Origin of the sequence: Sphingobium sp. 3R8, assembly GCF_020166615.1 — a bacterium.
GTDB classification, from domain to species: domain Bacteria; phylum Pseudomonadota; class Alphaproteobacteria; order Sphingomonadales; family Sphingomonadaceae; genus Sphingobium; species Sphingobium bisphenolicum.
Genome location: NZ_JAIQXR010000039.1, coordinates 1 through 11,671, shown reverse-complemented (window position 1 = coordinate 11,671; position 11,671 = coordinate 1). Strand labels below are relative to the sequence as shown.

13 protein-coding genes and 1 pseudogene are annotated in these 11,671 nt (G+C 56.8%); 5 read left to right on the top strand and 9 right to left on the bottom strand.

Annotated elements, in window-relative coordinates:
- Positions 1 to 1,019, top strand: a 1,019-nt coding sequence (locus tag K9B33_RS22435) for a TonB-dependent receptor (protein WP_224551337.1), incomplete at its 5' end; no start/stop codon positions are given.
- An 84-nt stretch (positions 1,020 to 1,103) separates the two neighbouring features.
- Here K9B33_RS22435 and K9B33_RS22430 read toward each other — a convergent pair.
- Positions 1,104 to 1,982, bottom strand: a complete 879-nt coding sequence (locus K9B33_RS22430) for an SDR family oxidoreductase (RefSeq protein ID WP_224551336.1) — start codon at positions 1,980 to 1,982, stop codon at positions 1,104 to 1,106.
- Positions 1,983 to 2,117: 135 nt separating this feature from the next.
- Here K9B33_RS22430 and K9B33_RS22425 point away from each other — a divergent pair, with 135 nt between their 5' ends.
- Complete coding sequence (locus tag K9B33_RS22425) at positions 2,118 to 2,747, top strand: TetR/AcrR family transcriptional regulator (RefSeq protein ID WP_224551335.1); 630 nt, start codon at positions 2,118 to 2,120, stop codon at positions 2,745 to 2,747.
- Positions 2,748 to 2,749: 2 nt separating this feature from the next.
- Here the strand turns inward: K9B33_RS22425 and K9B33_RS22420 are convergent, their stop codons facing one another.
- On the bottom strand, positions 2,750 to 3,400 hold the full coding sequence (locus K9B33_RS22420) for a glutathione S-transferase (protein WP_224551334.1): 651 nt from the start codon (positions 3,398 to 3,400) through the stop codon (positions 2,750 to 2,752).
- A gap of 109 nt (positions 3,401 to 3,509) precedes the next feature.
- Between K9B33_RS22420 and K9B33_RS22415 the strand changes: the two genes are divergently transcribed.
- Complete coding sequence (locus tag K9B33_RS22415; protein ID WP_224551333.1) at positions 3,510 to 4,073, top strand: TetR/AcrR family transcriptional regulator; 564 nt, start codon at positions 3,510 to 3,512, stop codon at positions 4,071 to 4,073.
- Positions 4,074 to 4,436: 363 nt separating this feature from the next.
- Here the strand turns inward: K9B33_RS22415 and K9B33_RS22410 are convergent, their stop codons facing one another.
- The 7 genes from K9B33_RS22410 to K9B33_RS22380 are packed head-to-tail and all read right to left on the bottom strand — an operon-like array spanning position 4,437 to position 10,652.
- Positions 4,437 to 5,852: an FAD-dependent oxidoreductase gene (locus tag K9B33_RS22410; RefSeq protein WP_224551332.1), complete on the bottom strand. Its 1,416-nt coding sequence runs from the start codon at positions 5,850 to 5,852 to the stop codon at positions 4,437 to 4,439.
- Between the two features lie 29 nt (positions 5,853 to 5,881).
- Positions 5,882 to 6,382 (bottom strand): SRPBCC family protein, encoded by a 501-nt coding sequence (locus K9B33_RS22405; protein ID WP_224551331.1) that lies wholly within the window; start codon positions 6,380 to 6,382, stop codon positions 5,882 to 5,884.
- A gap of 34 nt (positions 6,383 to 6,416) precedes the next feature.
- On the bottom strand, positions 6,417 to 7,301 hold the full coding sequence (locus K9B33_RS22400) for a TIGR03619 family F420-dependent LLM class oxidoreductase (RefSeq protein WP_224551330.1): 885 nt from the start codon (positions 7,299 to 7,301) through the stop codon (positions 6,417 to 6,419).
- Between the two features lie 39 nt (positions 7,302 to 7,340).
- A complete protein-coding gene (locus tag K9B33_RS22395) occupies positions 7,341 to 7,916 on the bottom strand; it encodes a nuclear transport factor 2 family protein (RefSeq protein WP_224551329.1) in 576 nt (191 codons plus the stop codon).
- 9 nt (positions 7,917 to 7,925) lie between these two features.
- Positions 7,926 to 9,206 (bottom strand): sulfotransferase family protein, encoded by a 1,281-nt coding sequence (locus K9B33_RS22390; protein ID WP_224551328.1) that lies wholly within the window; start codon positions 9,204 to 9,206, stop codon positions 7,926 to 7,928.
- Positions 9,178 to 10,113 (bottom strand): TIGR03619 family F420-dependent LLM class oxidoreductase, encoded by a 936-nt coding sequence (locus K9B33_RS22385; RefSeq protein ID WP_224551338.1) that lies wholly within the window; start codon positions 10,111 to 10,113, stop codon positions 9,178 to 9,180. The genes K9B33_RS22390 and K9B33_RS22385 overlap by 29 nt, the downstream gene beginning before the upstream one ends.
- 53 nt (positions 10,114 to 10,166) lie before the next feature.
- Entirely contained in the window at positions 10,167 to 10,652 is a 486-nt protein-coding gene (locus tag K9B33_RS22380; protein ID WP_224551327.1) for a nuclear transport factor 2 family protein, read from the bottom strand.
- Positions 10,653 to 10,865: 213 nt separating this feature from the next.
- On the opposite strand from K9B33_RS22380, the gene K9B33_RS22375 reads away from it, so the two are divergent.
- Together K9B33_RS22375 and fbiC are read left to right on the top strand one after the other, a co-directional pair.
- The gene (locus tag K9B33_RS22375; protein ID WP_224551326.1) at positions 10,866 to 11,240 is read left to right on the top strand and encodes a winged helix-turn-helix transcriptional regulator; all 375 of its coding nucleotides are present in this window, start codon (positions 10,866 to 10,868) and stop codon (positions 11,238 to 11,240) included.
- Positions 11,241 to 11,413: 173 nt separating this feature from the next.
- Positions 11,414 to 11,671 (top strand): annotated as a pseudogene (gene fbiC / locus K9B33_RS22370) (7,8-didemethyl-8-hydroxy-5-deazariboflavin synthase); the annotation flags it as partial.

The window sequence follows — 11,671 nt, the reverse complement described above, 5'->3', positions numbered from 1 at the left end:
TCAACAGCCTGACGACAGATTCCATCTCCGCTTTCGTCGAAGGAACGTATGAAATTACGGATCAGATCAAGGTGATTGCTGGTGGGCGCTACACCCATGACAAGCGGCGGATATCCGTAACCAACGGACCGGGCTTCCAGTTGTTCGGCGCGCCGGCGGCCTATACCAGGTCAGCCTCGTTCGAGGCCTTCACGCCGCGCTTCGTCCTTGCCTGGGACAACGGCCCCGTGAACATATATTACAGCTATACGCGCGCCTTCAAGGCAGGCGGATTTTCCTCCGCCGCGCCGTTTCCCGGAACGCCCGTCGACCCGGAAAAAATGTTCAATCACGAAGTCGGCATGAAAACATCGTCATTCGGTGGCAGGCTGCGCACCGCGCTGTCTGCCTTCTATTATAAGAATAAGGGGCTACAGACGCAGATCCTTGATGCCACCGGATCCGGGACCGTCACCCAGAATGCAGGTGCGACCGAAGGCTATGGCGTAGAGTTCGAAATCAACGGCGATCCAGTACGCGGTGTACAGCTCGGCGCGTCGCTCGGCTATCTGCATGCCGACTATCTCCGCTACCCGAATGCCTCGCAGGTGTGTTTCGATCCGACCGGCACCTCCAATCCTACGGCACCAGGCGCAACATTATATCCTTGCTCGATGGACCTGTCGGGAACACGAGTGCCGCACGCACCGAGGGTAACTGCGTCGCTGAACGCCCGCTACAGCTTCGACATTGGGGGCTGGGAAGCCAGTCTTTCCGGCATTGCCCAATATCGCTCACGCTTCCTGTTCTGGCCAGGCGCCGGCGGGCAACTGGGCCATGATCAGCAGAAGGGATACACCGTCGCCAACATCTCTGGCTATGTAAGCCCCCCCGGCACGGGCATCCGGCTTGGGCTATATGCCGATAATGTATTCGGCACGAAATATACGCTCATCAGGACGACAAGCCAGCCCTATGGAACATATTTCAGCGCGGCTAAGCCTGTCACATATGGAATGCGCGTAGAATATAATTTCTAAAGAGCGGGTGTCCGACTGTCAGCAAAGTGGCTGACAGAGTTGGGAAAAGATCGGCGGGCCCTGCCCGCCGATCTTTTCCGACTCTCAGATCAGATGTTCCATACCCATGGCGGTGAGGACCCCGTTCTGGATGGGCGCAACAGCTTCATTTATCGCGGCAACGCCGAAATCCAGGCCGTCTGGCATGACGACCGTGCGCAGGGGGCGCCGCTCAGTCGCTTCGACCAAATGTGCGATCGCATCGGCAACGAGTTGCGGGCGTGGCGGATTGGCGGGATCGTGCGACTGGTCGGAACCGGCCTTGATCTGGCCAGGGATCGCCGCGACGTCACCATAGGATGCGAGCACGCCCGTGTCCGACGGCTCAGGGCTGGACGAAATGAGATTGCTGGGAAACGGACCCGGCTCCACGATGACTGAATCGATCCCGAACGGGGATAATTCGTAGCGATAGGTTTCGGCCAGGGCTTCGAGCGCAAACTTGCTCGCGGAATAGATGCCGAAGAAGGGGATGGTAAACCGCCCCATCAACGACGTGACCTGAATCAGAAGTCCGCTGCCAGCGGCGCGCATATGCGGCAACACGGCACGATCGGTACGGATGGCACCAAAGAAATTGACCGCGAACAGCCGTTCAACGTCGGCCATCGTATAGGCTTCGGTCACCCCGATCGGCATCAGCCCGGCATTATTGACCAGCGCATCGATCTTGCCATGCTGCGCGATGATGCTGTCGATCGCCGACTGGACCGATGCGTCCTCGGTGACATCCATCTCAAGCACCTGCAGCGGATTGCCTTCCGCCTTTGCGGCCTCGATCAGTTCGTCGCGGATCTGGCTGTTGCGCCCGTCGACGTCGCGCATGGTCGCGATGACGCTATGTCCACGCCGGGCCAACTCCAGCACGGTGAGTTTCCCAAACCCGCTGCTTGCACCGGTCACGACAATTATTTTCTTGCTCATTCCAGATCCCATCGACTCGTTTGTAGGTGACGTAGACATAGACAGACCTGTCTATCTATGCAAATATAAAATCGACAAGGCGCTCTGGTCATGCTTCGACATCGTTCAGGGCCAGGTGGAAAATGGAGCCGTAGCATGCAGGAAACGATCGTTGCTGAGGATCAGGCTTTCGCCGCACTCCCTCCGCGAGAGCGCATCCTGAGGACAGCGTCGGATTTATTCTACCGGTTCAGCGTCCATACCGTCGGCATTGATCGGATCATCGCCGAAAGCGGCGTTGCCAAGATGACCTTCTACAAGCACTTCCCCTCCAAGTCCCGATTGGTGGCGGATTATCTCCGGCACAAAAACATTGTCTGGCTAGAAATGCTCGCGAACGCGACCGACCGGCCCGAACTGAAACCGGTCGAGCGCGTCCTGGCGATCTTTGACGCACTTGGCGGATCGTTCCAGACGGCACCCTTTCGTGGATGCCCATTCGTAAGGGGCCTGGCGGAATTTGGCCCGGACGCCGACTCTCCAGAGGTACAGGCGACGATCGCCGCCTATTTCCAAAGCCTACACGACCTGGTCGCTGACCTCATCGCGCCAATGGCATTGAGTGAGCCGGATAAGACGGTGTTGCAGATATTGTCGCTCATTCAGGGGGCGATCGTCATGGCGCAAACGACGTCCGACTCACAAATAGCGCAAGCCAACCGCGAGGCCGCCGCCGTGTTGCTCCGGGCCGGCGCGATTACGCAACTCCCGGAGAATATATGCTAAGGCTATGCTGTCGTTGTGTCAGACATGGTAATCCGGTTTTTCACGCTCGGGCGCTCCTGCATCTTGTCATACCACGTCACTAGCGCGTCGCATTCCGCGGGCACGGCCACGTCAAGCAAACCTGCAAAGATCAGGCCCGCGATAACCGCTATGTCCGCCATGGAAAATACATTTCCGGCAACGAATGGCTGATTGCGCAATATGGTGTTGAAGTAGCGCATACCACGAAGAGCCTTGTCCCGCTGATACAGGCCCCACTCCTTGTTCTGATATAGTTCGACATCCGGCCCTAGGCCAGGAGTGGCATGGTGGAAGTAGATGCTGATGGCATCGAGCATTTCCAGTTCGGCGCGCTTCGTCATCATGTGGATCAGGCCCTGCTCCAGGGGCGTCGTTCCGGTCAGCGTGGGATGGCCGTCCAGAGTATCCAGATACTGGGTGATGGCCGTGCATTCGCCGATGAACGTGCCGTCGTCGAGTTCGAGCACCGGCAAGGTACCGGAATAATTTCTTGCCAGGAATTCTGGTGTCTTATGCTCGCCTTTGAGAAGATCGACCGGCACGAACCGGACCCGCAACTGCATGTTCTTCTCGGCCAGAGCGATGCGCACCCGCGCGGGATAAGGACCCATAGCCATATCGTGAATCTTCATGACAATTCACCTACCTGCCAGTTGATAGATTCAGTATGGCTATCATGATCGCCACGTCAACGACTATCTGTTGATTGACAGGCAAGGGGGGAGCTCCGAGGATATTGCGATGAGTATGAACACCAGGGAGGCGATCCTGAATGCCGCCACGCGATCGGCGCAAGCACATGGCTATGGCGGACTGAATTTTCGCGATCTTGCAAAGGAGGTTGGGATCAAGGCGGCAAGCATCCACTATTATTTTCCCAGCAAGGCCGATCTCGGCGCCGCGGTGGCAAGGCGCTATCGGGAAAATGCGGCAACTGCCCTTGAAGCGCTGTCCGACGAAACGCCGGACCCGATAGCTTGTCTGCGCTGCTATCCCGACACTTTCCGAACGGCGCTTGAGAACGACAACCGCATGTGTCTCGGCAGTTTCATGGCAGCCGAATATGATGATTTGCCGGACGCTGTGGCAAAGGAGGTGCAAGCCTTTGCCGACGTCAATATCGCGTGGATCGGGCGCCAACTTTCTGCGGCTTCCCTTATTGCCGCCGAGGGGTGTGAGCGGAGGGCGCAGGCTATCTTTGCCGCCATTTGTGGTGCGCAACTCTTGGCGAGAAGCCGTTCAGATATCTCGATTTACGATTCGGCAATCGGAAGCTATCGCGAGGCGGGACTCTTGCCTGGCTAGATGGCGGCGGGCGTCTTCGTCTGCAACAGCGACACGCTGATTGATGCCCTGACCGCCTAAGGTAGCAATGAGAAAATTTTCGCCGGCGTCGAGGAATTCGCCTGTACCGAAGCCGACCGTGTCATGCATAATGTTGTGCGCGAGGAAGAAACCCAGCGTTTCGATCGAGATGCTCCCGTCATCATCTGCGGCTGGCAAAGCATCGATGACCTAGCTGCAATCCTTCCAGGGAGGTAGCATATCGCCAGGCTTTGGATATCTTGGCGGCGTGCGGCGGCGGCCATGCGGCCGCCGCCTTTCCCGATCATGTAGCGGCGCTTAAGGCATAGAAGGCGCGCGACCTATTGGGTACCTGGCACCGACCTAAGCTGGTTCCATGACGTGCTCTCTTGTTGCACTCTCTCCGGCCACGCGCCCAAAGGTAAGGGCATTGGCGACCCCGATGCCACCGCCGATATACCGGCGTCCTAAAGTACATCCCAGAACCTCGCCACCCGCGTAGAGTCCCGGAATCACGTCACCACTACCGTCCAGGACATGGCCATCATTGTCGATTTCCAGACCCGCGTGGCACGAAACTATCGAAGAAGCGCGTATCTCCACAGCGTAGAAGGGGCCGGTGCGAATGGGATAGAATTTTGCCGATTTCTTGAAGAAATCGCTATCCTCCCCCTGATCCACGAGTTGGTTGTAGCGCTCGACCGAAATTTCCAAATTTACCGGATCAATGTCCGATCTTTTCGCTAGGTCCGCGATCGTGTCCGCCACCTTGACCCTTCCCTTGGCAACCTGATCACGAATGACGCTGAGGCGCCAGCTGTCCGATCCGGGATCGTTGATATAAAGTTTGAATACGCTGTCGTCGGCACAGGCTTCGACAAGGGCCAACTCGTCGAAGATCGCAAAACAACGCATCTCTGGCTGTTCGTTGACCAGATAACCGCATACCGCATAGGAGGCATTTTCCGATATGAACCGTTTCCCGTCACGGTTCACTACCATCGCCCATTCCGGTAAGGTATAGGACAAATCCGGCAGGAAGTTCGGCGAAGGCACCAGCAGACCATTGTCAATTCCGGTGATGTTCGCGCCAACGCGCTCGGCGAGCAGGATGCCGTCACCCATATTGTAGGGCGAGTCGGCGTAAAAAGACGTGAGACGCGTGCCGTGCGCCGCCGCCGTCGGCCAGAGCCGCTTGATCATTGCGGGGCTGTTGGCGAAGCCTCCAGTCGTAATGATGGTTGCATGGGCGCGCAGATCGACCTCGCCGGAACGAATGCCAACGACACGGCCATCTTCGATCAGCAGGTCCGAAACGCGCGAACCCAGCGCAACTTCAACGCCCAGCGCACCGACGGCATTGATCAGCGACTGTACAATGCCGTAACCGCTGCCAAGGGCCTGATGCCCGCGCGCGCATCCGCCTACGCCTGATTCCATGACCAGTTCCGGCGGAAATTCATTGCCCAGTTCAATGAGCCAGTCGATAATGTAAGCGCCGGCTTCCGACAGGCGCTTCGCCAGGGCCGGTTTTATCGACCACTGGTTGAGCGTCATCATATATTGATACATGTCTTCGGCGGAATCTAAGATCCCGGCATCCGCCTGGACGCTGGTTCCTGCTGCATAGACGACACCGCTCGACAAGGCGGTCGCCCCGCCCAGTTTCGACGAAGCCTCAACGAGCATGACCGAAGCGCCCAATTTGGCGGCGTGATAGGCAGCCGACAGTCCGGCACCACCCCCGCCAATCACGATAACATCATAATCTACCTGCATCGCACTCTTCCCAAAAAAGTTCGCAACTCTCAGGCGGCCGATTTTTGCTTCGCAAAGTGCTGATTAAAGCCCTTGAAGATCATCTCGTAGACAGCTTCCACGACCATGCGGACATAATCGACATTACCCGGCTCAACGACGTCGAACACCGACGAAATATGCATTTTCGTCCTGCCATCGGGAAGCGCATCGAATGCCCACGTCGCGATGTAGTTGCGAACACCCTCAATGAACCCGTCGGTGCCATTGTAGAACAGGCGGCGGGCGACGGCATCCTCGTGGATCAATGTTTCGCGGTTGACGATCGGCAGGCCGCCCTCCTCGGTGTTCGACCGTTCGATCACCTTGGTGCGCGGGACGCTGCCCTTCTCGCCTTCGAGATAGCATTTGTTGACCTTCATGCCAGCTTCCTCAACCTCGTTGCCCCACCAGTACATCACGCCCCAGTCGGTCGCCAGCGCCCAAATCGCATCCACATCAGCATCGATAATTCCTTCGCGTGATCCCGTGCCGCGTTGAACAATGGTCATGATCAGTCTCCTTGAGTTTCGGTCTCTGTCGTGTTCAGGCGAACGTCTGCGCGACCTTGTGCAGTGTTTCCAATGTCTGCCATTGGCTGTCGGCAGCTACCGATGGCAGCTGAAGCAGGACGCGATTGAAACCCATCGCGTGCAGTTCCTCAACCCGCCGCTTGAGGCGATCCGGATCACCGTCGAACATGCCCAGATGGTGAGTGATGACCGTGTGATCGAGTTCTTCGAACGTGCGACCGTTGCTCGTCATATATTCGCGAAGGGCGGCCACGGCAGTGGGCATGGCATCATTCTGGTCGACCGGAATCCACCCGTTGCCATATTCGGCAATGCGGGGGAAGGCGAATTTGGTGTAAGCGCCGATCAGGACAGGTAATTTGCCGCCCTTAACGGGTTTTGGTCCACACCACATTGGCGGAAAATTGACCATGTCACCGTGGAATTCGGCGATTTCGTTGCCCCATATCTCCCGCATCGCCAGAACACTTTCGCGCACCCACTTCCAACGGTCTTCGAATGCTATGCCATAATCGGCCATCTCTTCGGCGCTCCATCCGGCGCCCGCACCCAAAATAAAGCGCCCGCCTGAAAAATAATCGAGCGTTGCGATCCTGGTCGCCAGACTGATCGGATGGTGTTCAGTGATGATCGAGATGGAGGTGCCCAGTTTCAGCGTCTTCGTCACAGCCGCCACGGCCATGTGCGATAGCAGCGGATCGTACATTTCCTTGAAGCTCTCAGGGATTTCCTTGTAGCTACGACGCTCGGACTTCAGACCGGCCGGTATATGGGAATGTTCACCGAACCACAGCGATTCAAAGCCGTTTGCTTCAGCCCACTGGCCCAGAACCGGTGGCGATATGGTATCTTTGGTGCATGCGGTGGCTAGACCAATATCGGGACCATTACTGCTCATGTGTGTCTCCATTGAATCTTAAAATGCTTTGGCCGTGGGTCAGGACAGGCCCACTTCGCGGCGCAATCGAAAAACAAGGTCATCCTGATCCCGGCGCGGCCTGACGAGGGCAAGGGAATCCATGCCTGTTCCCTCGGGCACCTCCAACGCCAGGTGCTGGTCGGGCACCGCTGTTCGCGACGCGATCTTCCAGAAGCCGTACCGCCGCTCGAATACATCGACATAGCGCCCGAACGACAGAATATCGACCGGCCGATCGCCCGCGATAGCGAGGCCGGCGGCCCTGGCGAATGCCGCAGTGCCCACCGCCGAATAGCGAAGACATACCGTTACCCGTGATTCCACCAGCGCGCGGTCCGGCCCGGCGAATTCGATCAGGATATTGCTGACATTGTGCGAAGCATTCAGGATATCGCGATGCCGCTCGCGCATCCATTCGACCAGCCCGGCCACATCACCTTCATAAAAGACATGATTGTCCACAGCCCCATCGTGGAACAGCGAAGGGATGGCCTCAAGGTCGCTGCGATCGGCAGCACGGCAGAATTTATGTACGATGTCTGCTATCGCGAAGCGCGCTTCTATCTCCGCCAGCCGCCGATCGAGGTCACTCATGGCCTTCCCCTATCCCGCCAGCAAGGGAGCAAAACGGTCATAATAGCTGGAAAAACGGTTGCGGATCACTTCGTCCGTGGTTCCGAATTTCTCGGCCGAATAGGAATGACCACCATGTTTGTTGCGTGGATTGCGTTCGGACCAGTCAAGCATCCCCTGCTTGCTTTTCTCCGTTAGTGGCAAATCAAAGGCTTCGTAGATGCGGCTTACAACCGCCTCATCGTTCGAGGTGATGTCGGAAAAAGGGATGTCTAGGATCTGGAGATCGGGATCGTCGTCACGCCAGCTCAAATGGTCGTCGGCGGACTGGCCATAATAGGTCGTCAGTGCCGCGCCCCCGTTCAAATCGGGCTCCACGTCCGCGTAAAGCCGGTGCCAATTATGCGCGATCACTGCGATGGATGGCACGCATTTGATCGGATCGCGATGGGTAACGATGAAGCGGGGATTGTCGAAAATCCGGTTCAGCTGCCTTTCCAGCCCGAAATGGATCGGCGTCTTCAAAAGCCAAGGCTTCTTGCGATCGTTCGGATTCTGCCACTGTAGATATTGCAGCTGCATTTTCAGATAATCATAGGCCGGTGCCGGATCGGCCTGCAGCAGCCATGAAAAATAGGATGGCGAGCCAAAGACCATCATTGCACCCGTTCGGAAAGCATATTCAAAAAGCTGCATTTCCTCCTCGGCCTCGTCTGTGAATACCGGATGGCCCGTGATCATGTCCGGCGATACTTCGTAAAGCCATTTTTCATAGGCCCGCGTTTCCGCGATCCGCTGCTCCCGACCGCCATCGGTCGCGCCGGGAATGCGCGCGAACATGTGGCCTTTCCAATATTCGACCAGTTGGAAATCGCCCGATGCCCCAAGCAGCCGCTGCAATTTCGTGCTGCCTGTCCGGGGCATGGACGTGATGATGATCGGTGCGTCGATGACTTCGTCGAGAATTTCGGGATGCTCGGAAAGATCCTTCTGGAACCATAGCCGATTCACGAGCAGGCGCAGGATATTTTCGCGCAGATGCACTACGCGATCAGGACGCACGTCCACATCGGCATTGATCCCGTTCACGAGCATGTCGAGTCCCTCGCGGAAATCATCGGGTCCAAAGTCGGACAGGCCGGTTCGGTCCTGAGCGATTTGCAGCAGTTCCTGTGCATCGAGCACCTTCATCACCATTCTCTCCCTCGATACCTGCGGCTGATGTCCGTCAGGTACTATTCTGATAGCGATATCTGTTAAACGGATCTGGAGTGAGCCTTCGTCAAAGCTTCGAAATGACCTCGTCGCCAAACCGCTTGATCGTATCGAGTTTCGTCTGGAGCGGAACATCCGGCGTCGGGAACAGGACGATGCAATAATCGGTCACACCGATATCCTCGAACTTCCGGTACGCGCCAAGGTCGGGGCGCTCCTGCTCGGCAGTGCGAACATTATATTGCCGGGCGTGGACCTGAAAGTCCTTGTTATCGGTACCATAGGACCGGCGAAGCTCGTGCAGTTCGGCGATCATGGCCTTCATGGGATCATAGTCCATGTTCACCACGGTCCAGCCATCGCCCATCTTGGCAGCACGGCGTAAGGCCGGCTTCGAATGGCCGCCAATGACGATGGGCACCGGCTGGGTCGGCGCCGGATTTATCTTGATTGGCCCGAACTTGTTGTGCCTGCCCTCATAGGCGAAGAAATCGCCGGTCATCAGCCCCTTCAAAATGTCGATAGATTCGTCCAAAAGCTCACCGCGCTTGCTCCAGTCCAGCCCGTTATAAGAAAAGTCCTCTTCCCAGGGACCGATGCCGGCGCCATAGATGAAGCGATTGTCCGAAACGACCGCGAGAGAGCATATCTGCTTTGCAAGCAGGATCGGCGCACGCGATGCCGACTTCATCACATTGGGAAAGAAGCGCAGCTTGCTGGTCCTCGCCGCCATCCAGGCGAAGGCGACCATCGGCTCGATAAAGGCCGTGTTCTCGATATATTTTCGGATCGCGTCGGTTTCATTATATGGATAGATGGAATCTGTCTTGTCAGGATAGAACACACTGTCCGGTGCGGAGAAGGCATCAAACCCGGCTTCCTCAGCGGCAGCGCCCATCTCCAGCCAGTCCTGATACTGACCCATTGTCTCTGATAGACTAAAACGCACTTTCTGATCCTCCTCAAACCCATTCGCTATGCTGTTGCAGATCGAACGCGGCACCTTGGCCAATTACCCAAAAACAGTGCGCGACAGATGATATCAGTCTCGCTCAGTCACCACCCCTGCCCGAATGGCGCGAAGGCAGAGGCTGTGCATCGCAGGCTTTTGATCCGCCAGCCCGATGCGGTGCGAACAAACTCATCCTCATAGAAGGCCGTCGTCCACATCGCGCCCATGTCGCGCCGGTTAAGCGCCACGACCACATGCCATCGTCCTTTCGCGCTATCGCCATCCACTTCGATGTGGGGGTTGCCGAGCAAATGATAGGAATAGGGATATAGTGTGGCGTCGTTGAACCGCTCAGTGACCGCAGCCGATCCGATCAATGGTGGAGCACCAGTCGGCACGATATGAAAAATTGCGTCCTCGGTAAAAAGCCCGCCAATTTCCTCGCCAGTGTGCGGTGCTTCGGCGCTGCTGTCGGCAAGTTCAGTGTAACGCGCCTTGAGGCGAATTATGTCCTGAATGTCCTCAAGTCGCTGGAGACGTTCAACAATGGTCAAATTGACACCTGCATCTTCGACTTTGTCATCAGCCATTTCGGTCACTCGATCGAATTTTCGAATCGATTCGACCTGCTGCGCGGGGCCTGCGAGCCAGGGCGCTCCCGATGCTACCGATGCCGATCATGCCTATCTCCATTCGGTGTCCTCTGCTCAATCATTATTGCTTTACACCGGAGTTTAGTCTTTAGTACCTTGATCAGCAATAGCCCACCTAAAAGTGTGAAGCCCACTAAAAGGTAAGTATGAATGACACGGGACTGGGACTGCACCGACCCGAAACGGCAACTCGTCTGGGCCGCTGCCACACGAGACGCCATGCGGTTGCTGGAGGGAAAGTGGAAGATCGTTATCATTTGCCAGTTGTTCGGCGCCAAAGCACCCGTTCGATTTTCCGAATTGGAGCGGCGGATTGAAGGCGTGAATCAGAAGATGTTGATCCAGCAGCTCAAGCAGCTTGAAAAGGACGGTATTATCGCTCGCACGGTCTACCCCCAAGTGCCGCCTAGGGTTGAATATTCGCTGACCGAAATGGGCAAAGCCTTGGGTCCGTCCATGGCAGAACTTACGGAATGGGCTTTCAAATTGCGCGAAACGATGGGCTCGTTCGAACATAATGCATGAAGGATATTTTCGTCATGCCGCTGCTCATTAAGGTTGCAATCGACCGGTCAATGCCTGGGCAGCCGATCAGGGCGTTGAACGTAAAGAAATTCAATCGATAAATCACGAGTTACGGGCTGAACGCCCGGACAGTCGAAGAGGATCTTGGAATGCCAAGCCAGTATAATCATCTGATGGACGATGACATCCGCCGTTTGGCGCAAGGTCCACTGTCGGAACTGATCGCCCGATCGGAGCGCCTGACGCTTGCTGGCTTTGGGCCGGTCGTGACCTATTCGCGCAAGGTTTTCATTCCACTGACGGTGCTTTGCCGCGATGTCTGCCACTATTGCACTTTCGCCTCTACGCCGTCGAAATCGAAACCGGCCTATATGTCGCGCGAGGATGTGCTCGCAGTTGCACGGGCGGGCGCAGCGGCTGGCTGCCGTGAG